At 70.2% G+C, this 23,691-nt stretch carries 15 protein-coding genes; 7 read left to right on the top strand and 8 right to left on the bottom strand.

Going from position 1 to position 23,691, the window contains the following annotated elements; translation table 11 throughout:
* Positions 1–66: 66 nt before the first annotated feature.
* The 4 genes from ACAM54_RS07225 to hemC all read right to left on the bottom strand — a co-directional run bounded on the left by ACAM54_RS07225 (position 67) and on the right by hemC (position 4,246).
* Complete coding sequence (locus ACAM54_RS07225; RefSeq protein ID WP_145741415.1) at positions 67–1,350, bottom strand: heme biosynthesis HemY N-terminal domain-containing protein; 1,284 nt, start codon at positions 1,348–1,350, stop codon at positions 67–69.
* 90 nt (positions 1,351–1,440) lie between these two features.
* Positions 1,441–2,532: a uroporphyrinogen-III C-methyltransferase gene (locus tag ACAM54_RS07220; protein ID WP_145741413.1), complete on the bottom strand. Its 1,092-nt coding sequence runs from the start codon at positions 2,530–2,532 to the stop codon at positions 1,441–1,443.
* The gene (locus ACAM54_RS07215; RefSeq protein WP_209499760.1) at positions 2,529–3,302 is read right to left on the bottom strand and encodes a uroporphyrinogen-III synthase; all 774 of its coding nucleotides are present in this window, start codon (positions 3,300–3,302) and stop codon (positions 2,529–2,531) included. The genes ACAM54_RS07220 and ACAM54_RS07215 overlap by 4 nt, the downstream gene beginning before the upstream one ends.
* Positions 3,303–3,319: 17 nt before the next feature.
* Positions 3,320–4,246 (bottom strand): hydroxymethylbilane synthase, encoded by a 927-nt coding sequence (gene hemC / locus ACAM54_RS07210; RefSeq protein WP_309924791.1) that lies wholly within the window; start codon positions 4,244–4,246, stop codon positions 3,320–3,322.
* An 83-nt stretch (positions 4,247–4,329) separates the two neighbouring features.
* On the opposite strand from hemC, the gene ppc reads away from it, so the two are divergent.
* The 5 genes from ppc (at position 4,330) to ACAM54_RS07185 (ending at position 17,835) form a co-directional block, all read left to right on the top strand.
* The gene (gene ppc, locus ACAM54_RS07205; RefSeq protein ID WP_369650291.1) at positions 4,330–7,173 is read left to right on the top strand and encodes a phosphoenolpyruvate carboxylase; all 2,844 of its coding nucleotides are present in this window, start codon (positions 4,330–4,332) and stop codon (positions 7,171–7,173) included.
* Positions 7,174–7,356: 183 nt separating this feature from the next.
* Positions 7,357–7,575 (top strand): hypothetical protein, encoded by a 219-nt coding sequence (locus ACAM54_RS07200; RefSeq protein WP_145741406.1) that lies wholly within the window; start codon positions 7,357–7,359, stop codon positions 7,573–7,575.
* Between the two features lie 94 nt (positions 7,576–7,669).
* Positions 7,670–15,859 carry a glucoamylase family protein gene (locus tag ACAM54_RS07195; RefSeq protein ID WP_369650290.1) on the top strand — a complete coding sequence of 2,730 codons (8,190 nt, stop codon included), beginning with the start codon at positions 7,670–7,672 and terminating at the stop codon, positions 15,857–15,859.
* Positions 15,860–15,889: 30 nt separating this feature from the next.
* A complete protein-coding gene (locus ACAM54_RS07190) occupies positions 15,890–16,429 on the top strand; it encodes a hypothetical protein (RefSeq protein WP_369650289.1) in 540 nt (179 codons plus the stop codon).
* A gap of 167 nt (positions 16,430–16,596) precedes the next feature.
* Positions 16,597–17,835, top strand: coding sequence for an MFS transporter (locus ACAM54_RS07185; RefSeq protein WP_209499766.1), 1,239 nt, complete (start codon positions 16,597–16,599; stop codon positions 17,833–17,835).
* Here ACAM54_RS07185 and ACAM54_RS07180 read toward each other — a convergent pair.
* The gene (locus ACAM54_RS07180; RefSeq protein ID WP_145741398.1) at positions 17,816–18,760 is read right to left on the bottom strand and encodes a LysR family transcriptional regulator; all 945 of its coding nucleotides are present in this window, start codon (positions 18,758–18,760) and stop codon (positions 17,816–17,818) included. The genes ACAM54_RS07185 and ACAM54_RS07180 overlap by 20 nt on opposite strands.
* A gap of 49 nt (positions 18,761–18,809) precedes the next feature.
* On the opposite strand from ACAM54_RS07180, the gene ACAM54_RS07175 reads away from it, so the two are divergent.
* Together ACAM54_RS07175 and ACAM54_RS07170 are read left to right on the top strand one after the other, a co-directional pair.
* Positions 18,810–19,334 (top strand): N-acetyltransferase family protein, encoded by a 525-nt coding sequence (locus ACAM54_RS07175; RefSeq protein ID WP_369650288.1) that lies wholly within the window; start codon positions 18,810–18,812, stop codon positions 19,332–19,334.
* Entirely contained in the window at positions 19,321–20,574 is a 1,254-nt protein-coding gene (locus tag ACAM54_RS07170; protein ID WP_369650287.1) for an MFS transporter, read from the top strand. The genes ACAM54_RS07175 and ACAM54_RS07170 overlap by 14 nt, the downstream gene beginning before the upstream one ends.
* Before the next feature lie 4 nt (positions 20,575–20,578).
* Here the strand turns inward: ACAM54_RS07170 and ACAM54_RS07165 are convergent, their stop codons facing one another.
* Genes ACAM54_RS07165 through ACAM54_RS07155 form a run of 3 tightly spaced genes read right to left on the bottom strand, consistent with a single transcriptional unit; the run spans position 20,579 to position 23,672 of the window.
* Entirely contained in the window at positions 20,579–21,832 is a 1,254-nt protein-coding gene (locus ACAM54_RS07165) for an AI-2E family transporter (RefSeq protein WP_145741392.1), read from the bottom strand.
* Entirely contained in the window at positions 21,829–22,575 is a 747-nt protein-coding gene (locus tag ACAM54_RS07160; protein WP_012746510.1) for a LytTR family DNA-binding domain-containing protein, read from the bottom strand. Before ACAM54_RS07160 ends, ACAM54_RS07165 begins: the two co-directional genes overlap by 4 nt.
* Positions 22,572–23,672, bottom strand: a complete 1,101-nt coding sequence (locus ACAM54_RS07155; RefSeq protein ID WP_209499776.1) for a sensor histidine kinase — start codon at positions 23,670–23,672, stop codon at positions 22,572–22,574. Before ACAM54_RS07155 ends, ACAM54_RS07160 begins: the two co-directional genes overlap by 4 nt.
* Positions 23,673–23,691: the final 19 nt, after the last annotated feature.

Here is a 23,691-nt window from a genome sequence, read left to right as displayed (position 1 = left end):
GCGCCGTTTTTTTATGGGGAATGCAAGAGAGAGCAGCAAGCGCCGCAGCGCGGGACCGATTGCCGGTCAGACCTTCTCGGTCTGCGCCGCGCGCTTCCAGGCCGCTGCGGCCTGCTCTTCGTCGCCGCGCGTTTCGGCCAGTTCGGCCAGTGCCAGCCAGGCGCGCCGGTAAAGCTCCGTGTCCTGCAGGCCCAGGCCGGCCTGCATCAGCAGTTGCTGGGCCTTGCCCCAGAGCTGGCGCTTCATGCAGGCCATGCCCGCGAGGTACTGCAGGTTGGGGTCGCGCGGGTTGTTGCGCTGCGCCGTTTCGATGCGGGCCAGCCAGTCGGCATCCACCGAATCGAGCCCCGCCTCGAGCGCGCGCGCCATCTTGACGCGCAGCATATCGCCCAGGCCCCGGGGCTGCGACACCATGCGCTCCCAGGCCGGCAGCAGCCAGCCGCGCGCCAGCGACAGATCGCCGCGCAGTGCCACCATGCGTTGGGCGGCGTGAATCGCGACCTCGGGCATTTCACGCTCGGCGTCGTCGAGCTCGGCCCAGGCGCGAAGCAGCTGTGCCGGGTCATGCGCACCCGACAGCAGCTCGGTGGCGAGGCCGCGCACGATGCTCTGCGCTGCGCCCTCGGAAAAGGCCCGGTGCTTGGCCAGCAGGCGCGCCGTTTCCAGTGCTTCGAGCGTGCGCCCATCCTGGCGCGCCGCCTTCAGGCGGATGCGCAGCGCGAGCGTGCGCCGCTGCACGCCTTGGGGAAGCTCCTCGAGCCGAGCCAGGGCGCCCGCGGGATCGCGGTCTTCGAGCGCCCAGCGCGCCGCGCGCAGCTGCACGCCTTCGCGCGTTTCGGGACTGGCCAGCACGATGCGGTCGACGCTTTCGTTGAGCGCCTGCTGCAGGTGCGCGTCGCGCGCGGCCCGGTCCTGCAGGGCCTGAGCGCTCTCGGCAGCCAGCAGGTGCGACAGCACGCGGACCTGCTGGGCCTGCGGCAGGCTCGCGCCGAGCGCGGCCAGCGTTTTTTCCTGCACCAGCGCGGCTTGCGCGGCCTTGCGCGCGCGCGAGAAGCGGCCCGAGAGCAACTGCACCATGGCATCGAGCAGGGCCGAGTGCAGCATGCGTTCCTTTTGCTGCAGCCGCCATTGGCGCGCCTGGGTCGGAAGCGAGAACAGCGCCGCCAGGCCGCGCAATGCAAGATGGAGCAGCACGAACGCGGCCAGCAGGATGACCAGCACCAGGTTCAGCGACAGGTCGACGCGCCAGGGTGGCCAGAACACGGTGATCGTGCCCTGGTTGTTGCCCGCGAACAGCGCCACAGCCGCCGCAACGGCGAACAGCGCGAGGAGCCACAGTGCGGCTCTCACGTCAGGCCCCTCGCCGGGCCGCCCCAAGGGAGGCCTGCGCCCCCTTTGGGGGGCAGCAAATACACGAAGTGATGAACGTGGGGGCTCACGTCAGCGCCCCGCTGCCGCCGTGGCCAGCGCCGACAGCGTGTCGTCGATGCGCGGGGGTTCGGAGGTCTTCACGAGCGCCTGCAACTGCTGCAGCTGCGTGGCGGCGGCCTGCGTGCGCCGCGATGCGGGATCGAAATAGCGGTTCAGCGATGCGGCCACCGTGGCGAGTTCGCTGCGCGCGGCGTCCACCTGCCGAGACAGCAGCGAGAGCCGCGCATTGAGCAGCTTGAGCTTGAGGTTCTCGCGCAGGAAATAGGTCTGGTCGGGTGCCAGCAGCACCGCCTCGGGACGTTCGATGCGCCCGACCCGCACCAGCGACCGCGCTTCGGCGCGCACCGTCAGCAGCAGTTTTTCCCACCAGGCCGCATCGGCCGGAATGGGCTCGGGCTGCCAGGCATTGAGGCCCGAGCCGCGCATGGCCACGGCGTTGAGCGGCGGCAGGTCGTCCACGCTGCGCATCAGCTCGTCGAGCTTTTGCAGCGCTTCGCCGCTGTCGGCGCTGGCGCTGCTGCGCAGGCGGTCGGCGTCGCGCTGCATGGCGCGCTGCAGCGGCGCCAGCCGGGGCTGCGCGGCGCGCGCGATACGCAGGTCGCCGGACTTGAGGGCGGCCAGCAGGGGCTCCACGCTGCCCGTGACCTGCGCCTGCTGCAGCGCCAGGCGCACGGCCGATTCGATGTCGACCACCAGGTTCTCGTCGCGCGAGCGCGAGAGGCTTTGCATCAGTTCTTCGAGCTGCGAGCGCTGCAGCGCGACCTCGGCAACCCGGGTTTCGGTGAGCGCGGCGCGGGCTGCGGTCTCGCGTACCGTGTCGATGGCCTGGCGCGCGAGCGTGCGCGCCTCGAGCGACTGGGCCAGCGCATCGGCGCTCTGGCGCGCCAGCTGCTCCTGCATGCCGCTGACCTTCTGCCACAGGGAGATGGCCGTCACCAGGGCCGCCAGCGCCACGATGGCCAGCAGGCCGAAGCCGATGCGCGAGAGCATCGTTGCGGCGGCCGCCTGCGACTCCGGCGACTGCGCCATCGCCAGCGTGGCGGGCACCGGCGCGGCGGAAGATGGGGGGGAGAAGTCGTCGGACGGGGACGCGGCACTCATGTGAAGGATTCTATCGACGCGACCAGGGCTTCCCGCAGCGGCGGGCACACGCGCACCGAACCGAATCCCGCGGCCCGCGCGGCTTCGCCGATGCGCGCATGGGTCGCCACCGCAACGGCCGCATGCCAGTCGGTGCCCGGCATGGCATCGCACAGGTTGGCAATGGCCTCCGAGCTGCTGAACAGCCAGACCGCGCGCCCCGCGGCGCCATCGAGCGCCAGCGCACGCGCCGCGTCGTCGAAGGATGGCGGCAGGCGCCGGTAGGCGACCACGGTGTCGCGCAGCCCCTGGGCGGCATCGATCTCGTGGGCGAGCCAGTCGCGTCCGCTCGGGTGGCCGGCCGCATCGCCGCCGCGCACGATCAGCACGCGCACGCCCTGGGCCACCTGCCCTTTCACGCGCTCCCACAGGGCCTCGGAATCGAAGCGGGCGGCGTCGGAAGGCGGTGCGTCGATGGCGCCTTGCGGCACGCCGGCACGCAAGAGTGCGCGTGCCGTGCCGGGCCCCGTGGCCCAGAAGCGCGGGCCGGTTGCGCGTTGCCCTTCTTCCGCATGCAGGAAGAAATGCTCGACCGCGGTGGCGCTCACGAACATCAGCGCCGCGTAGTCCGCAAGCCGCTTCCACGCTGCGCGCAGCGGCTCCGCGTCGATGGCGGGCTCGATGGCGATCAGCGGCAGCACCGCGGCATCCAGCCCCGCGGCCCGGAACTCGTCCGCCCATTGCGCAGCCTCGCGCGCCGGCCGCGTGACGATGACGGGCTTGGCAGCCATCGTTGTTTGAAAAATCGTCAGTGCGCGCCAGCGTCGCGCAGCAGCGCAGCGGCACGTTCGCCGAGCGCGCCGGCCTGCGCGAAGTCGGCGGCCGGTGCTTGCGCCTGAACCCGCACCAGCGCGGCATTGCCCTCGGGGTCGCCCCAGGCCGCATCGATGCGCAGCGCTCCATCGGCCTGCCAGCGCGCATGGGCTGCCAGCGGCATGGAACAGCTGCCGCCCATCGACCGGCTCACCGCGCGCTCGGCGGCGGTGGCCAGCCAATCGCGCGGATGCGCCAGCGTGGCCAGCAGCGCGATCAGCTCGGTGCGGTCGGCCCGCACCTCGATGCCGAGCGCGCCCTGCCCCGCGGCCGGCAGCATGGTGTCGGGATCGAACGCGACCCGGATGCGGTGTTCGAGCCCGAGCCGCTTGAGTCCGGCCGCCGCGAGCACGATGGCGTCGTACTGGCCTTCGTCGAGCTTGCGCAGGCGGGTGTCGAGGTTGCCGCGCAGCGGCTCGATGCGCAGGTCGGGCCGCAGGGCGCGCAGCAGCACCACGCGCCGCAGGCTGGAGGTGCCGACGACGGCGCCCTGCGGCAGCTCGTCGAGCGAGGCATGGCGCGGCGACACCAGCGCATCGCGCGGGTCTTCGCGCTCCAGCACGCAGGCCAGCACGAAACCCTCGGGCAGGTCCATCGGCACGTCTTTCAGCGAATGCACCGCGATGTCGGCGCGGCCTTCCTCGAGCGCGAGTTCGAGCTCCTTCACGAACAGGCCCTTGCCGCCCACCTTGCTGAGCGACTTGTCGAGGATCTGGTCGCCCCGCGTGGTCATGCCCAGCAGGCTGACCGCGTGGCCTCTTTCCTGCAGCAGCGCCTGCACGTGTTCGGCCTGCCACAGGGCGAGCCGGCTTTCGCGCGTGGCGATCACGATATTGCTCAAGGCCGCTCCCAAAAAGTACATGTTGAAGACCTCCGGAATGCTAGCATGTTGCGCCGCAACAACGCAGGCGGCGCATTCTTTTCTAGACCAGGAAAAACATCGAAATGAAAGCCAGCAAGACTCCTGCGCCGCCCAGGCGCCGGCAAGCCGAAGACCAGCCGCTGATCGACGACATCCGGCTTTTGGGCCGCATCCTCGGCGACGTGATCCGCGAACAGGAGGGCGAGGAGAGTTATGCGCTGGTCGAGAAGATCCGCACGCTGTCGGTGGCCTTCCGCCGCGATGCGGACCACGCCGCCGACCGCGCGCTCAAGAACCTGCTCAAGGGCCTGAGCGCGGCCCAGACGGTGCGCGTGATCCGCGCCTTCACCTATTTCAGCCACCTGGCCAACCTGGCCGAAGACCGCCACCAAATCCGCCGCCGCACCGAGGCCGAGCGCGCCGGCGAAAACGCCGACGGCGATCTGCAGACCGCGCTCGCGCGCATCCGCAAGGCCGGCGTCAAGCCCGACGAAGTGGTGGCCTCGCTGGCACGCAGCTATGTCTCGCCGGTGCTCACCGCGCACCCGACCGAGGTGCAGCGCAAGAGCATCCTCGATGCCGAGCGCGCCATTGCGCAGCTGCTCACCACGCGCGACGAGATCAAGCTGCGCCAGAGCGCCTACGCCGGCGCCAAGGACGCGCTCACGCCGCTCGAGTTTGCCGAGAACGAAACGCAGATGCGCATCCGCGTCACGCAGATCTGGCAGACGCGGCTGCTGCGCTTTTCCAAGCTCACCGTGGCCGACGAGATCGAGAATGCGCTGAGCTACTACGAAGCCACCTTCCTGCGCGAGATTCCGCGCGTCTATGCCGACCTCGAAAAGGCGCTGGGCCAGGGCGGTGTGGTGCCTTCGGTCGCGCCCTTCCTGCGCATGGGCCAATGGATCGGCGGCGACCGCGACGGCAATCCCAACGTGACGGCCGAAACGCTCGAATACGCGCTGCGCCGCCAGGCCGAGCTGGCGCTGCGCCACTATCTCACCGAAGTGCACTACCTGGGCGGCGAGCTCTCGCTGTCCGCCACGCTGGTGGACGTGTCGGTCGAGATGCAGGCGCTGGCCGAGCGCTCGCCCGACACCAGCGAGCACCGCAAGGATGAGCCCTACCGGCGCGCGCTCACCGGCGTGTATGCGCGGCTGGCGGCCACGCTGCGCGAGCTCACCGGCGGCGAAGCCGCGCGCCACGCCGTGCCGCCGCAAAACCCCTACACGAAGGCCGAGGAATTCCTGGCCGACCTGCACACGGTGGAAGAGTCGCTCGTCGAGAAGCACGGCAGCGTGCTGGCGGCGCCGCGCCTGCGGCCGCTGATCCGCGCGGTCGAGGTGTTCGGCTTTCACCTGGCCACGGTCGACCTGCGCCAGAGCTCGGACAAGCACGAGGCCGTGATCGCCGAGCTGCTGGCCACCGCGCGCATCGAGCCCGCCTATGCCTCGCTGGCCGAGGAGGCCAAGCAGACGCTGCTGCTCAAGCTGCTCGACGACGCGCGCCCGCTGCGTGTGCCCGATGCCGAATACTCGCCGCTCGCGCAGAGCGAGCTCGCGATCTTCGCGGCAGCGCGCACCGCGCGTGCGCGCTACGGTGCGGCCGCCATCCGCCACTACATCATCAGCCACACCGAGACGGTGAGCGACCTGCTCGAGGCGCTGCTGCTGCAAAAGGAAGTGGGCCTGCTGCGCGGCAAGATGGACGGCAACGCCACCTGCGACCTGATCGTGGTGCCGCTGTTCGAAACCATCGAGGACCTGCGCAATGCCGCCCCCATCGTGCGTGCCTTCTATGCGCTGCCGAACATCCAGGCGCTGATCGAGCGCTCGGGCGCCGAGCAGGACGTGATGCTCGGCTACAGCGACAGCAACAAGGACGGCGGCATCTTCACGAGCAACTGGGAGCTCTACCGCGCAGGCATTGCGCTGGTCGCACTGTTCGACGAGCTCAACAGGAAAAAGGCCCATCCGATTCGCCTGCGCATGTTCCATGGCCGCGGCGGCACGGTGGGACGCGGCGGCGGACCGAGCTACCAGGCGATCCTCGCGCAGCCGCCCGGCACGGTGCGCGGCCAGATCCGCCTCACCGAACAGGGCGAGGTGATCGGCTCGAAGTACGCCAACCGCGAGATCGGCCGGCGCAACCTCGAGACGCTGGTGGCCGCCACGCTCGAAGCCACGCTGCTGCCGCAGGCCAAGTCGGCGCCCGCCACCTTCCTGTCGGCGGCCGGGGAGCTGTCGGCCGCGAGCATGTCGGCCTACCGCAAGCTGGTCTACGAAACCCCGGGCTTCGGCGACTACTTCTTCGGCTCCACGCCGATCCGCGAGATCGCCGAGCTCAACATCGGCTCGCGTCCCGCCTCGCGCAACCCGAGCCACAAGATCGACGACCTGCGCGCCGTGCCATGGAGCTTCAGCTGGGGCCAGTGCCGGCTCACCATTCCCGGCTGGTTCGGTTTCGGCTCGGGCGTGGAGCAGTTCCTGGCCTCGGCCGCAACGCCGGCCGCGCGCAAGGAGCGCACCGCGCTGCTGCGCCGCATGTATGCGCAGTGGCCGTTCTTTCGCACGCTGCTCTCCAACATGGACATGGTGCTGGCCAAGAGCGACCTCGCGCTGGCGTCGCGCTATGCCGAACTGGTGACCGACCGCAAGCTGCGCCAGAAGGTGTTCTCGATGATCGATACCGAGTGGCACCGCACCTCCGACGCGCTCACGCTCATCACCGGCGCCAAGCAGAGGCTCGAGGGCAACGCCGAGATGCAGCGCTCGGTGCGCCACCGTTTTCCGTACATCGATCCGCTGCATCACCTGCAGGTCGAGCTGATGCGCCGCTACCGCGCGGGCGAAGGCGGCGAGCGGCTGCAGCGCGGCATCCACATCTCGATCAACGGGGTGGCGGCCGGCCTGCGCAACACGGGTTGAGCAGATCTCCGGATCGATCGAGCAAGCCAGGAAAGGGCGTTTTGTGCGCCCTTTCCTACGCAAGGAACGCGGGATAGCAACCCGTAAGGTCAATTAAGAGAGTAGGGTCGGGGGACGTTCAAAGTTTCTCGCTATCTCTCGCAATCGCGCGGCAGCTCGAGTCGTATTCAGGAGCCCGTTGCAATGTCTACCCCGCAGTCGCTGACTCATTCGCAGATCGATTTCGTCCATCACGATTTCGAAGCGCTGGCCTCTCACATGCGCCATTGCGCACGCGCCCACGGGCGATGGTTCTCGGTGCGAAGCCACATGCAGCGGGTGCGCGCGCTCGCTGCGGGCCGGATCGTCACGATGGCTTTCGTTGCGGTCGCCTTCGGTATCGGGCTGTTCGCCGTCGCTTGAGGGTGGCAGACCCTGAAGCGACACGGGCTGCAATTTCCCCCGAGAGGGGGCAAATAGGCGGCCCCCTCCTCGAACTCCAGACAAAGGCGGCGCCATGAGCGCCGCCTTTGTCGTTGACCGGCTCGCAGATCTCAGTGCGTACGCGCGCGCGCTGCTCCTTGCGCCCCACGACCCGGTGGCGCTGCCGATCCGCGCCGAGCTCTTCGGAGCCCAGCGCTTCGAACAGCACGGTCACAGCCTGGCCCGGGCCCAGGTGGTCGAACTCGACCCGCGCCGCGCGCGCGAGGGAGCGCCCTTTTTCCCGCGCGTGGACGAAAACCTCGAATCACTGCGCAATGCTTTCGACTACATCGCACTGATCTCGCAGAGCGGGCGCTATGTATCTCCCGCAGCCGAATGGCTGCTCGACAACTTCCACCTTGTGGAGGCGCAGCTCCAGCAGATCCACGACGGCGTGCCGCGCAGCTACTACGCGCGGCTGCCCAAGCTCGCCACGCCGCCACTCGCGGGCCTGCCGCGCGTCTACGGCATTGCCTGGGCCTACGTGGCCCACACCGACAGCGTGCTCAACAAGACGCTGTTCACCGCCTTTCTGAACGCCTACCAGGACATCGACGAGCTCACGCTCGGCGAACTCTGGGCGCTGCCCACCACCCTGCGCGTGGTGCTGCTCGAAAACCTGCGCCGCGTGGCCGAGAGCATTGCGGAGAACAAGGTGGCGCGCGAAATAGCGCACGCGGTCTGGGACGCGGCACCGCATCTGTCGACGCAGGACCTCGACACGCTGTACCGCGCATTGCAAAGCCACAACCTGCAGGATGCGTACCTCACGCAGCTCTGGCAGCGCCTGCCGGTGGAGCACGGAGAGAACACGCCGGCGCTGGTGCGCTGGACCGAGCAGCACTGCCCCAACGGGCCGGCGCTGATCGGCGAGGCGCAGAACGCGCAGGCCGCGGCCAACCTCACGGTCGGCAACATCATCACCACGCTGCGCATGATCGGGCAGGTCGAGTGGAGCGGCCTGATCGAACCCGTCAGCCGCTCGCTGCGCGCGCTGCACGAGCTGCCCAGCTTCGCCGATGAAAGCGAGCTCACGCGCCAGCAGATCACGCATGCGATGGAGCGGATCGCGCGCGACTGCGGCCGATCCGAACGCGAAGTGGCCCAGGCCGTGGTGCGGCTCGCGGCCGCCGCGCCGGCCGGCCGTGACAGCGCCGGCACCGATCGCGCCGACAGCACCGCCGGCTACCACCTGTTCGGCCAAGGGCGCGATGCGCTGGTCGCGGCGCTGCAGTCCGATGCGCCGGCGGGCCGTGCCGGCCGGCCGGCGAGGGCCCGGCGGCTGCATGGCCGCCGCGGCTGGCGCCTGCTCGCCTATGTGCTGTCCATCGTCCTGGGCACGGTGTGGCTGCTCGCGACCGTCGCGCACGGCCTGCCTCCGCCGCGCGGCTGGACCGCCATCGCAGCGATGGCACTGCTCGCATGGCCGCTTTCGGAGGCGTTGATCGCCCTGGCGCAGCGCATCGTGGCCGAGTCGGTGCGGGTGCAGGCATTGCCTCGCCTCGACTTCGCGGCCGGCATTCCCGAACGGCATCGCACGCTGGTCGTCATTCCCACGCTGCTGAGCTCACCCGCGAACACCGCGCAGCTCGCGCACCGGCTCGAACTGCACTGGCTCGCCAATCGTGAGGCGCACGCCCAGTTCGCACTGTTGACCGACTGGGCCGATGCCCCGCAAGCCTCGCTGCCGGAAGACGCGCCGCTGCTCGACGATGCCGTTGCGCGCATCGCCGCGCTCAACGCCAGATATCCGGCGCCCGCCGGCGCGGCCCCGCGCTTCCTGCTGCTGCACCGGCCGCGCAGCTGGAGCGGTACCGAAGAACGCTGGATGGGCTGGGAGCGCAAGCGCGGCAAGCTCGAAATGCTGATGCGCCTGCTGGCAAGCGGCGACGCCAGCGGCTTCCTGCCGCTTGCGCCGGGCCAGCAGCTGGCCCCGGGACGAACGCCCTATGTGCTGACCCTCGACAGCGACACGGGCCTGCCGCCGGGCGCGCTGCGCGACCTGGTGTCGATCGCCGCCCATCCGCTCAATGCCCCCGAGATCGACGCACAAGGGCGGCGCGTGGTCGCGGGCTTCGGCATCCTCCAGCCGCGCATCGTGACGCCGTTTCCGATGCGCAGCGAGCGCTCCTTCTTCCACTGGATGTTTGCCGGGCAGTGCGGGCTCGACCCCTACGGCAGCGGCGCATCCGACATCTACCAGGACGTGTTCGGCAGCGGCTCCTTCACCGGCAAGGGCCTGCTGAACGTGCGCGCGGTGCATGCCGCACTCGACGGGCGCCTGCCCGAAGGCGCGGTGCTGAGCCATGACCTGCTCGAAGGCACGGTCGCGCGCTGCGCGATGGTGAGCGACGTGGTGCTGATCGAGGACCACCCGCACCACTCCGGCGTGGCCGCATCGCGCGTGCACCGCTGGGTGCGCGGCGACTGGCAGCTGCTGCCGCTGCTGTGGCGCGCCAGGCACTTCGGCATCGATGCGCTCGGGCTCTGGAAGATGGGCGACAACCTGCGCCGCTCGCTGGTGGTGCCCGCCTCCTTCGCGCTGCTGGTGCTCGTGGTCTTCACGCAGGCCATGCCGCTCGGATGGGCGCTGGCCGCGGTCGCCGCGGCGCTCATGCTCGGACCGCTGCTCGGCGCCCTGGCGGGACTGGTACCGACGCGCCGCGCCATCGAGCTGCGCCACTTCTTCGACGTCGGTGCGGTGGAACTGCTGCGGGCCATGGCCGGCGCAGCCTGGCAGTTCGTGCAGCTGGCGGCACAGGCGCGCCTGCTGCTCGATGCGATGTTCCTGGCGACATGGCGGCTGACCGTCAGCCGCAGGCACCTGCTTCAATGGACCACGACCGCCCAGGCCCAGGCCCAGTCCAGCCAGCAGCTGTTGCCCTTCCTGCGCAACGCGGCCCTCAGCAGCCTGCTCTGCCTGGCGCTGGCCGCGCTGGCGGCGCGCTGGAGCGCCTACCCGGTGGCCGGGCCTCTGTTGTTCCTGACCTGGGCGCTGGCGCCGTTCGCGGCGTGGTGGAGCAGCCGCGTCGATGCGCAGGTGCCCGATCCTTTGAGCGCCGAACAACGCGCCTACCTGGAGAAACTGGCGCACGACACCTGGCGCTTCTTCGAGCACGTGGTCGGCCCGCAAGACAACCACCTGCCGCCCGACAACCTGCAGCTCGAGCCGCGGCCGACCATCGCCCACCGCACCTCGCCGACCAACATCGGCATGTACCTGCTGGCCACCTGCTGCGCGCGCGAGTTCCGCTGGATCGACACCGCGGCGCTGCTCGCGCGCATCACGGCCACGCTCGACACCGTGGACCGCATGCAGAAGCACCAGGGCCATCTCTTCAACTGGTACGACACGCAGACGCTTCAGTTGCTGCCGCCCGCCTACGTATCCAGCGTGGACAGCGGCAACCTCGCGGGCCACCTGGTGGCCGTGGCCCAGGCCTGCCGCGCCTTTGCTGCCGAGGGCTGCCAGCGCCACGAGGAACCCGCGCTGGAGGCGCTGGCTCAGCGCTGCGATGCGCTGCACGCCTGCATGGATTTCAGCGGCCTCTACGACCCCAAGCGGCACCTGTTCCACATCGGCCTGCGTGTCGAGGAGAACGTGCTCGATGCCAGCTACTACGACCTGCTGGCCTCCGAGTCGCGCTTGTTGAGCTTCCTGGCGATTGCGAAGGGGGATGTACCTCGCCGCCACTGGATGGCGCTGGGCCGGCCGTTCCTGCTGGTGGGTTTCCAGCCCGGCCTCAAGTCGTGGTCCGGTTCGATGTTCGAGTACCTGATGCCCGCGCTCGTGATGCCGGAGCCTGCCGACGGCCTGCTGCAGGTGGCCAACGCCGCGGCCATCGCCGAGCAGCAGGCCTTCGGCCGTTCGCTGGGCCTGCCATGGGGCATTTCGGAGTCGGCCTACTTCGCGCAGGACCACTCGCTGGCCTACCAGTATTCGCCGTTCGGCGTGCCACGCCTCGCGCTGCGCCGCACGCCACCCACCGACCGCGTGGTGGCGCCCTACGCGAGCGCCATGGCCGCCGTGCTCGAACCGGCCGCGGCGGTGGCCAACCTGGAGCTGCTCGAATCGCTCGGCGCGCGCGGGGAATTCGGCTTTCACGACGCGGTGGATTTCACCACCTCGCGCCAGGCCGAGGGACAGGACTTCACCGTGGTGCGCAACTTCATGGCGCACCACCAGGGCATGTCGCTGGTGGCGCTGTGCCATGTGCTGCGCACCGAGGCGCCGCGCCGCTGGTTCGGCAGTGCCGCGCTGGTGCAAGCGCACGAATCGCTGCTGCACGAACGCACGCCGCGGCAGATCATCGGCAGCGCCGACCCGCGCACGCCGCCCGAGCCCAGCCAGACCGAACTGGCGCCCCTGTTCCAGCCCCGCGCGGTGGACCCGACGGCGTCCCGCTTCCAGCCCACCCACCTGCTGTCGAACGGGCGCTACACGGTGGCCCTGCGCGCCAATGGCGCGGGCGTCAGCCGGTGGCACGCATTCAACGTGACCCGCTGGCGCGACGATCCGCTGCGCGACAGCCACGGGACCTTCTTCTACCTGCGCGATACCAAAAAAGATGGAGGCCGGCAGGAGCCCGTTTCACTCACGGCCCTGCCCGCGCCCGGCGCCGGCTGGACCTACCGCACCCGCTTCCTCGCCGAGCAGGTGCAGTTCGATGCGGCCGGCGACGGCCTGCAAGCGCGCACCACGGTGCTGATCAGCCCGGAGGACGACACCGAGCTGCGCAACATCACGCTGCACAACAGCGGCGGAGAGACCCGCACGCTCGAACTCGTCTCCTACTTCGAGCCGGTGCTGTCGAATCCCAAGGCCGACGAGGTGCATCCGGCCTTCGCCAACCTGTTCGTCGAGTCGCGCTGGGAACCCGCATGGCGCGCGCTGCTGATGGCGCGCAAGCCGCGCCTGCACGGCGACCCGGTGGTGGCCGCCGCGCACTTCCTTGCCTCGGTCGATGCCCATGTGCTTTCCATCGACTGCATGACCGACCGGCGCGCCTTCATCGGCCGCAACCGCTCGCTCGCGAACCCCGCGCTCGATGCGCAGCCGCTGGCGGCCGACGGTACGCCGGTGAACGGGCTCGATCCCATCGCATGCCTGCGCGTGCGCCTGTCGATCGCGCCGGGGGCCACCGCGCGGCTGAGCTTCGCCACCGCAGCCGACGCAAGCATCGAGGCGCTGATGCCCAGCATCGACCGCTACCTGGAGCCGATGCACGTCGAACGCGCCACGCGCATGGCTGCCACGCTGGCGCAGGTGCGGCTGCGCGACTTGAGCATCGCACCCGCGCAGACCTTTGCGCTGCAGGACCTGACGACCATCCTCACCTACACCACGCCGCGCGTGATGAAGGACCGCGGACTGGTCGACCTGCGGCAGATCTGGCGCTTCGGCATCTCGGGCGACAAGCCCATCGTGCTGGTCGCGATCCATTCGATGGACGGCATGGGGCTCATCAACGCATTGCTGCGTGCGCAGCCGTGGTGGGGCTTCGGCGGCGTGGCCTGCGACCTGGTGGTGCTCAACGGCGAGCCGAACTCCTACCTGATGCCGCTGCAGCGCGAGATCGAGGCGCTGCGCCTGCGCGTTGCGCACCAGACGCAGAACAGCTTTCCACGCAACGACACGGCAGGTTTCTACCTGCTGCGCGACCACGAGGTGGCGGCCTCGGAGAAGGCGGCGCTTTCGAAGCTGGCGCGCGTGGTGTTCACCGCCGACGGGCGCCCCCTCGAGACGCAGGTGGCGGCTCTGCACGAGGCGCGGGTCGATGCCGGCACGGACGCCGAGGCCCCGGCCGCATCGTCGCGTGCCGCGTTGCTGGTCCGGCCCGCGGCGACACCGTCCACGGCAGCGCCTGCTGGAAGCTTCGATGCCGACAGCGGCGAGTTCCGCTTCGAGGTCGGCGCCGGCCACCGCACGCCGCGCCCCTGGATCAACGTGATCGCCAACGCCGGCTTCGGCTTCCAGGTGTCCGAATGGGGCACCGGCTTCACCTGGGCCGGCAACAGCCGCATGCACCAGCTCACGCCATGGTCGAACGATCCGGTGCAGGATCCGGCCTTCGAACACTACCTGCTGCAGGACCTCGCCTCGGGCGTGCTGTTGCCGCTCACGCCGGCGGGCCAGGGTGCGGGCGATGGCGGCGAAGTGCGGCATCGCGTGCGGCATGGCCAGGGCTACACGGTCTTCGAGGGCCGGCAGCGGGAGCTCGCCATCGAGACCACCTTCTTCGCGGACCGGGACGACGCCGTCAAGCTGGTGCACGTGCGCGTGCACAACCAGGGCTCCGGCCAGCGGCGCCTGCGCGCGCTCGGCATGGCCGAGTGGCAGCTCGGCGCCGCGCGCGGCGACCGGCGCACCGTTCATTGCTGGAAGCCCGAAGACCAGCCTGCGGTGTTCGGCCAGCAGCGTGAATCGAGCACGGGCTTTGGCGGCAGCACGGCTTTCCTGCTGCTGGCAGGTTTGCCGGGTGCCACGCAATGGACCTGCGACCGCAACGAGTTCTTCGCGGGGCGCGGCATCGTCGAAGTGCCCGACACGCTGGCGCGCCGGGCCGGCAGCGGGCTCGATGCCTGCGCGGCGGTCGGCGGCGAGCTGGTCGTCGGCGCCGGCCAGAGCGTCGGCTTCACCTTCGTGCTGGGCCACGCCGACGACGCCGATGCGGCGCTCGCCCTCGCCCGCCGCTGGCGCGAACGCGACGTGTCCGAAGCGCTGGCGCAGGTGCGCGGCTTCTGGGACGAGCTGCTGGGCCGCCTGCAGGTGCGCACGCCCGACCCGCTGTTCGATGCCATGGCCAACCGCTGGCTCGTCTACCAGACGCTGGCCTGCCGGCTCTGGTCGAAGGCCGGCTTCTACCAGGCCGGAGGCGCCTTCGGCTTTCGCGACCAGCTGCAGGATGCGATGGCCTTTGCGCTCACCGATCCGTCGCGGCTGCGCGAGCAGATCATCGTCAACGCGGCGCGCCAGTTCCCCGAGGGCGACGTGCAGCACTGGTGGCACATGCCCGGCGGCGCCGGCGTGCGCACGCATTTTTCGGACGACCTGCTGTGGCTGCCCTTTGCGACGGCGCACTACGTCGAGGTGAGCGGCGATGCCGCGCTGCTCGACCATGTGGTCGGATTCATCGAAGGCCCCGCGATTCCCGCGGGCGCCGAGGACGCCTACTACGCGCCGCAGCACAGCGGCCGCACGGCCACGGTGTTCGAGCACGGCGCGCTGGCCATCGACCGCAGCCTGAAGACCGGCGTGCACGGCCTGCCGCTGATGGGCACCGGCGACTGGAACGACGGCATGAACCGGGTCGGCCATGAAGGCCGCGGCGAATCGGTCTGGCTGGCATGGTTCCTGTGCAGCGTGGTCGAGCAATACGCGCCGATCGCCCAGGCGCGCGGCGAGCACGCCAGGGCCGCGCGCTGGAACGAGGCGCGGCGAGGCTGGATCGCCGCGCTGCACGATGCCGGCTGGGACGGCGCCTGGTTCCGCCGCGCCTTCTTCGACAACAGCGCGCCGCTCGGTTCGTCGGCCAATGACGAGTGCCGCATCGACCTGATCGCGCAAGCGTGGTCAGTGCTCTCGGGCGCATCGGACGACGCCCGCACCGGCCCGGCGATGGCCGCCGTCAAGACGCATCTGCACGACGGGCCGGCCGGCCTGCTGCGCCTGCTGGCGCCGCCCTTCGCCCACTCGGCCAACAATCCGGGCTACATCCAGGCCTACCCGCCCGGCGTGCGCGAGAACGGCGGGCAGTATTCGCACGGCGCGGTGTGGGCGCTGATGGCGCAGGCAATCCAGGGCGACCATGAAGCGGCATGGCGCAGCTTCGAGGGCCTGAGCCCGGCGCACCGCGCGATGCATCCCGAGCGCGGGCCCGCCTACGAACTGGAGCCCTACGTGATGGCCGGCGACATCTACAGCGCCGCGCCGTATGTCGGGCGCGGCGGCTGGAGCTGGTACACCGGCTCGGCCGCATGGCTGCACCGCGCCGCAGTCGAAACGCTGCTGGGCCTGCGCGTGAAGGGCCGCATGCTCGCGCTGACGCCGCGCGTGCCCGCGCACTGGCCGGGATTCGAGATTGCGCTGCGGCTCGGGCAGCGGCGTCTGACGCTGCAATGGGGAACGCCCGATGCCGCCGGAACGCCCACGCACCATGCCGCCATCGGCGAATGGATCGACTGGCAGGCGCTGCCGGCGGATGCGGTGCTGCGGGTGAGTTAAGGTCCGCGGGCCGATTCCATTTCCCTGTCCATGACCACCATCCAGTCCCGTCGCAAGCTCATCGTCTTCATCCTGCTGTGCGTGGCGGTCGCGGGCGCGATCGTGCGGCACTACGCCGAGCGCGGCACGACCACGCGCGACATCGGCACGCTGCTGATGGTGCTGTGGGTGCCGATCATCGGCAACGTCATTGCCTGGCTCATCGGCAAGCTGCCGCGTCGCGCGCCGCCGGCCGAGCCCGCGACCTTCGATGCGACGCGCGCGTTCGCGCCCCACTTCCTGGCCGAGCTCACGCTGCGCCCGCCGGCGCTGCCTTCGCACGACGTACCGCTGGCCGCGGGCGAATACCGCTGCGCGCTGGTGGTCGGCAGCGAAGGCTTCTCCGCGCGCTGGTTCGTGCCGCAGGGAGAAGTGCTCGCAAGGGGAAAGCCGCATGCGCTCGGCATCGAGCTTCTGTCGCCGGAAACTGCAGCGGCGCGGTTTCCCGCAGGTGCGGCCTTTCGCGTGCTGGTGGGCGATTCGTTCATTGCCGATGGGCGGGTGCTGGAGCTTCGCGCACCGCACATCTAGCGGAACCGGGAAGGCGGCGAACGGCAAAAAGGTCGATTGTTCTCCGCCGGGAAACTGACTACTGCCGGCAGGCCCCTTTGTCGCGGACCCGTCCGCTCCGACACTGGGCAGCCTTTCGCAACAACGTGTCGGTATGCGCTTGCCGACGCGGCCCAGGACCTCTTCCCATGACGAATTCACCCAGCAGCAACCCCTGCATCGATGATCTTGCGCCCGAACCCGCCAGGACCGCCCGCTCCGCCTGGCTTGCGGTCGGCTCGATCGCCGTCGGCACCTTTGCCATGGTCTCGACCGAGTTCATGCCCATCGGCCTTTTGACCGACATCGCCCGCGGGCTGAACGTGTCCGACGGCACGGCCGGCCTGATGATCACCATGCCCGGCGTGCTGGCGGCTTTTGCCGGCCCCGCGCTGATCGTGGCCTCGGGCCGGCTCGACCGGCGCACCGTGCTGATCGCGCTCACCACCCTGCTGATCGCCTCGAACCTGCTGGCCGCCTTTGCGCCCAACTTCGCGACCATGCTGGTCGCACGCCTGATGCTCGGCCTGTGCGTGGGCGGCTTCTGGACCTTCGCGCCGGCCGCCGCCACGCAGCTGGTGCCGGACGCCTCCAAGGCGCGCGCCATGTCGCTGGTGCTGGCGGGCGTGTCCGCCGCCACCGTGCTCGGCGTGCCCGCCGGCTCGTTCCTGGGCACGCAGTTCGGCTGGCGCGCCTCGTTCGCCGTGACCGGCGCGCTCGCAGCCGCGGTGCTGCTGGTGCAGCTGTGGCTGCTGCCCGCGATACCGCCGGTGCGCGCCATCGGTGCGCGCGACCTGCTCACGCCGCTGACGCGCCGCATGGCGCAGGTCGGGCTGCTCGCGGTGCTGTTCTTCATTGCCGGCCACTTCGCGGCCTACACCTACCTGAAGCCGCTGCTGCAGCAGGTGTTCGGGCTCGCGCCCAACTCGGTCTCGACGCTGTTGCTGGTCTATGGCGCGGTGGGCTTTGTCGGCACCTTCCTCGGCGGCAGCCTGGTGGCGCGCAGCGTGCGCGGCACCACCCTGCTGGCGGCGCTGATGCTGGCCACGGCACTCTTGCTTTCGACCGTGATCGGCTCCGGCTTCGTGCCCGGCGCGGTGGTGGTCGTGATCTGGGGCGTGGCCTTCGGCCTGATCCCTGTCGCGCTCACGGGCTGGATGATGGAGGCCGTGCCCGACGCTCCCGAAGCCGGCCAGGCTCTGCTCGTGAGCGGCTTCCAGGTGGCGATCGCTTCCGGCGCGCTGATCGGCGGCGTGACGGTCGACAACCACGGCATCTCCAGCGCGATGGTGCTCAGCGGCGTGCTGGTGCTGATTGCGGCGCTCATCGTCGGAACGCTGGGCCGGGCGCGCGGCGGCGCCGCCCTGGCTACTTCTTCGGCCGAGTAGCAGCGCGGCCGGCCTCTGCGCCCGCCGCCAGGATCGCATCGAGCACCACGCGCAGGGCCTTGTTGACCGGCTTGTCGCGCCGGATCACCACGGCGAGCGTGCGGTGCATGCGGGGGTCCAGCCGGCTGATCTTCAGGCCGGGGTGCGCGCCGCGGCCCGTCATCGCCATGCGCGGCACGATGCCGTAGCCCAGCCCCGCAGCCACCATTTCCTTCATGGCCTCGACGCTGCCCAGCTCCATGACAGGCTGCGGCTGCAGGCCTTCGGCCGCGAACCAGCGGTCGACCAGCTTGCGCGTGTTGGCCGCGGGCTCGAACAGCACCAGCGGCAGCGCAGCCAGATCGGCGGGCGCCACGCGCGCCTTCAGCGGCGCGAGATCGCTGCGGCCGATGGCGATGAACTCGTCGTCGAGCACCGGCACGACGCTCAGTGACCGGCCCGCGGCCGGCAGCGTCACCAGCGCAAGGTCGCTGCTGTTCTCTTCCACCTTGCGGACATGATCGTCGGTGTTGCCGGTACTCACCACGATGCCGAGCGCCGGAAACTGTTCGCGCAGGCTGCGCAGCACGGCCGGCAAGAAATACAGGCAGGCGGTGGCGCCGGTGCCCAGCCGCACGCGGCCCGTGATGCCGCTCGCGTGGTCCGCCAGCGCGTCGATGGCGTTCTCCACCGCGGTCTCGATGTGGTGGCTGTGCCGCAGCAGCTCCGCGCCGGCCGGCGTGGCCCTGGCGCGCTTGCCGACGCGCTCGACCAGGCGCACCGCGAGCCTGCGCTCCAGCTGGCGGATCTGCAGGCTCACCGCAGGCTGCGTGAGGCCGAGCCGGTCGGCCGCGGCCGAGAAGCTGCCGGTTTCGATCACCAGGCCGAAAGACCGGAGCTGATCGAGGTTCAGTGTCTTGTCCAAAGTATTTCTTATGCCTTGCATCAGTGAGCGAAGCTTCACTTATTGACAGTGCAGCGTCAAGATCGGCGCCATGCCTCCGCCAACCCAAGCACTCGCCGCCATTGAAATCCTCGACGCCGGGGCGCACCACATGCCATCGGTACAGGCCATCTACAGCCGCTACGTGCTGCACGACCTGTGCTCCTTCGAGGAAGAGGTGCCCAGCGTCGAAGAGATGCAGGCGCGCCGCGCCGGCGTGCTTGCGCGCGGCCTCCCCTACCTTGTTGCGGTGAAGGACGGCGAGGTGGCCGGCTACGCCTATGCGAGCCCCTACCGCAGCCGCTCCGCCTACCGCCACACGGTCGAAGACTCGATCTATGTCGCAGAGGGCATGCAGGGCCATGGCATCGGCCGCGCGCTGCTCCAGGAGCTGATCCGGCGCTGCACCGGCAGCGGCTTCGCGCAGATGGTGGCGGTGATCGGCAACAGTGCCAACGCGGGCTCGCAGCGCGTGCACCAGGGCCTGGGCTTCGAAACGGTGGGCGTGCTGCGCAACGTGGGGTTCAAGTTCGGGCAGTGGGTCGACACCGTGCTCATGCAACGTGCGCTGCGCTGAACCGGCCCCCGCGCGCGGATGGCTCGCGCTGCTGTGCGCGAGCCGGCTGCTGCAGGCCATGGTGGTCACCGCCTATTCCGGGGTGCTGCCTTTCATGATGGCCGACTGGCACATGACGGCCGCGCAGGCCGGCTCGATCCAGAGCGCATGGCACGTCGGCTACATGAGCTCGCTGTTTGCCGTGGGCCTGCTGGCCGACCGCTACGGCCCGCACCGCGTCTTCTTCATCGGCAGCGCGGTCAGCGCATGCTCGGCACTGACTTTTGCCGCCTTCGCGCACGACCATCTTTCGGCGCTGCTGCTCTACGGCCTGGCCGGGCTGTGCGCGGGCGCTTCGTACACGCCGGGCCTGCAGCTGCTCGCGCGCAACGCCGAGCCCGCCGTGCGCGGCCGGGCGATGGGGCTCTTCCTTGGGTCGGCGTCGATGGGCTACGCCTTGTCGCTGGCGGTGGTGGCGGCCTTCAGCCATGCCCTGCACTGGCGGTTCGGCCTGCTGGCAGCGGCGGGCTGCACCTTCGCGGGTGCGCTGCTGACGGTGCCGGCACTGCGGCGCATGCGGCCGCCCGCACCGCCTGCCGGCACGGGAACGCCGCGCGAAGGCACCTGGCATGCGCTGGCCGAGACGGTGCGCGACAAACCCGCCATGGCCGGCAACTGGGCCTATGCCTTCCACTGCTGGGAGCTGATGGCCCTGTGGGCCTGGCTGCCGGCCTACCTGGTCGCCTCGGCCGGCGGCGCCGCCCCATGGCAGGGCGCGGGCATTGCGCTGGCGGCGCTCGCGCACCTGGTGAGCGTGTTCGGCAGCATCGGGGGCGGTGCCGCGTCCGACCGCTTCGGCCGAGCACGCATCATGATGGCCGCCACGCTCATGAGCCTGTGCATGTCCTTCGCGTTCGGCTGGATGTGGACCTGGCCGCTGTGGCTGCTGGCCGCGATGGCCGCCATCTACAACCTGCTCGCGATCGCGGACTCTTCCGTCTATTCGACCGCGCTGGCCGACGTGGTGGCGCCGCACCGGCTGGGCGTGGCGTACTCGGTGCGCTCGGTGATGGGCTTCGGCGCCGGCGCGCTGAGTCCGTGGGTGTTCGGCCTTGCGCTGGACTGGGGGCAGACGCGCTTCGGCCTCGGCAGCACGTACAGCTGGGTGGCGGCATGGAGTTCGGTCGGACTTGGCGCGCTGCTGGGGCCGTGGATGATCGTGCGCTTCGGCCGGCTGGAGCGCGGCCGGCGTGCCGGATGAGCCCCTACTCCCCCAGCAGTTCCCCGATCGGCTGCAGGTCTTCGACCCGGTCGCAGATCGACTTGATCACCATGGTGATCGGAATGCCCAGCAGCAGCCCCCACACGCCCCAGAGCCAGCCCCAGAAGATCACGCCCACGAAAACGGCCACCGGATTCATGCGGCTGGTGCGGCTGGTGAGCCAGGGCATCAGCAGGTTGCCGACCAGCGTGTGGATGGCGAGCGACACGCCGCCCACCAGGACGCCCATCTCCAGGCTGTTGAACTGCAGGAAGGCCACCAGCCCCGCGGCCACCATCACGATCACCGAGCCGACGTAGGGAATGAGGTTGGTCACGCCCGCGATGATTCCCCACACGGCCGCGTTCTCCACCCCGATGGCCCAGAAGGCGAGGCCGGTCGTCACACCCACCAGCGCGCTGATGAGGATCTGCACCAGCAGGTAGCGCTCGATGTTGCGGGTGATGTCGTCGAGCACATGAACGGTGACCTTCTTCTTCTGCAGGCTCGGGCCGGTGATCTTGATCAGCTTGCGCCGGAAGGTGTCGCCCGAGCACAGTGCGAAGTAGGTCAGGAAGGCGACCAGCGTGAGCTGTCCGATCGCCTCGAGCAAGCCAACAGTGCCGCTCAGCAGGTAGTCGCGCACGTTGAAGGACGGCCGCTCGATCACGACGCGCGCGACGCCCTTGCGGGCCGCGACGCGCGCGGAGTTTTCCTCGGCCGCCTTCTCGAGCTGCGCGGCCGCCTGCTGCACGCTGTCGAGCGGCGTGGCGCTGGCGCCCCTGCTCCTGCGCATGGCCTGCCCCAGTTTCTGGGCCGCGACGGGCAGCGATTCGGCCAGTTGCGTGGCATTGCCCGAAAGCGAGTAGCCGGTCCAGCCCAGGCCGCCGAACAGGCCGACGAGGATCAGCGCCGCAGCGATCCAGCGCGGCAGACGCAGGCGGTGCAGCTGCTCGACCAGCGGCGACAACGCGTAGGTCAGCATCAGGCTCAGCATCAGCGGGATGAACACGGCCTGGCCCCATCGCAGCGCGAAAACGCTGCCCAGCACGGCGAGCACCACCAGCGAAGCGCTGCGCACGTCGACCGGCATGTGCAGCAGCAGGCGCTCGGGCTCCGCCGCCAGTTCCGGCGGCACCGCTTCGGGCGGGGACTCCAGCACGGGCTCCGGCGGCACCTCGGGCGGCGCGTCCGCGGGCGGTGGCGTGGGCTGCGGCGTTGCCGGTGTCTCTCCGGCCGTTTTCTTGTCGTCGGTCATCGCGCTTCCTTCAGCACTTCGCGCACTGCAGCCAATTGTCGCCGCGACACCGCGACCGGTTCGGGAATCGCGTCGAGCCGCAGGGCCCAGCCTTCGGCGTCTTCACCGTCGTCGTATTTCTCGAGCGCGCGGATGGCCGAGCGCGCCACCAGCGCATTGCGGTGCACGCGCAGGAAGCGCGTGGGATAGCGCTCCTCGAATTCGTTCAGCGAGCCGTCCAGGATGTGGCTTCGGGTGGCGGTGCGCACCGTGAGGTACTTGTATTCGGACTTCAGGTAGAGCACCTCCGACAGCGGCACCCGCTCGGCACGGCCGCGGTCCTGGATGAGCACGCTTTCCTGCAGCGCGTCGGCCTGCAGCGCGCGCCGCTCCTTCAGGAAGCGCTCGGCCTTCTGCAGGGCCTGCTGAAGGCGCTCGGCGCGCACCGGCTTGGTCAGGTAGTCGACCGCATCGAGGTCGAAGGCCGTCACGGCATGGGCCGCATGGGCCGTGACGAACACCACGGCCGGCGCATCGGCCCGCCCGCGCAGGGCGCGCGCCACCTCGATGCCGTCGATGCCGGGCATGTGGACGTCGAGCAGCACCAGGTCCAGCGCCATGCCCGCGAGATGCTGCTGCGCCTCGGCGCCCTGGGCGGCCTCGGCCACCACCTCGGCGGCGGGCGAGCGGCAGTCGCGCAGCAGCGTGCGCAGGCGCGAGCGGGCCAAGGCTTCGTCGTCAACGATCAAGGTCTTGAGGGTCATGATTCGGCGGGAATGGCAATGCGCACGCGGTAGTTCTTCTGGTCCATGCCGGCGCTGAACTGCATCTGCATGTCGTGCAGGAGCCGCAGCCGGTCACGCACGTTGGCCAAGGCGATGCCATGGCCGCGCGGCAGGGGCTCGTCGGCCCAGCGCAGCGGCGGCAGGCTGTTGACGACCTCGATCACCACCACGCTGCCGCGGCGTTCGGTGCGGATGCGCAGCTTGGCGCCCTCGGGGCTGGGCTCCACACCATGCTTGATGGCGTTTTCCACCAGCGGCTGCAGCAGCAGCGGCGGCAGCCTGGCGCTGCTGGCCGCGGCATCGAGGTCCCAGCGGATGCGCAGCCGGTCGCCGAAGCGCACCTGCTCGATGGCCAGGTAGCGCTCGGCGAGCGCGATTTCGTCGGCCAGCGTGCCGGATTCGCCGGGGTCGGCCAGCGCCTGGCGAAACAGTTCGGCCAGGTCTTCCAGCATGGTCTCGGCCTTGGCGGGTTCTTCCCGCACCAGCGCAATGGCGCTGTTGAGCGTGTTGAACAGGAAGTGGGGGCGGATGCGCGACTGCAGTTCCTCCAGCCGGGCCGTCATGGCGGCCGGCGTCTGGCCGCGCGCGCGCAGCACCATCGCCGCCATGACCATGCCCGCGATGAACGCGCCCGCCACGGCGCTGGCGAGCCACGGCGCCGTGCCCAGGACGCCGGTGAGCCGCAAGAGGCCGCAACCGTAGAGCGAGGAAACGGCGCCCAGCGCGGCACCGGCCGCGTACTGCGCCTGCCGCGGCAGACGGCCCAGCGGCTTCTTGAGCCCGCAGGCCGCCACCAGCCACAGCAGCGTCGCAGGCAGCGCGCCGCCCGTGACGGTGGCGGTCTGCACCAGCCATTCCCCAGGAGAGGACGACACGAACAGCGTCGCGGTCGCCACCAGCGCCTCCACGAACAGCACCGCGCGCAGCACCACCCCGATCTGGCAGGCGTCGAACAGCCCCGGGCTGCCGCGCACGGGCAAACGCCCTCTTTCCGGCGGGGCCGCAGGCGTGGAGGTGGAGGTGGCCGATAAAATCGACGGGTTGCGCATTACAGATACATTGGGTAACCAACCCATTATTGCCTCTAGCACGGCT

Origin of the sequence: Variovorax sp. V93 (assembly GCF_041154485.1) — a bacterium.
GTDB lineage: Bacteria > Pseudomonadota > Gammaproteobacteria > Burkholderiales > Burkholderiaceae_C > Variovorax > Variovorax beijingensis_A.
Note: the sequence above shows the minus strand (reverse complement) of the source record. Positions and strands in the feature narration are given on the sequence as shown.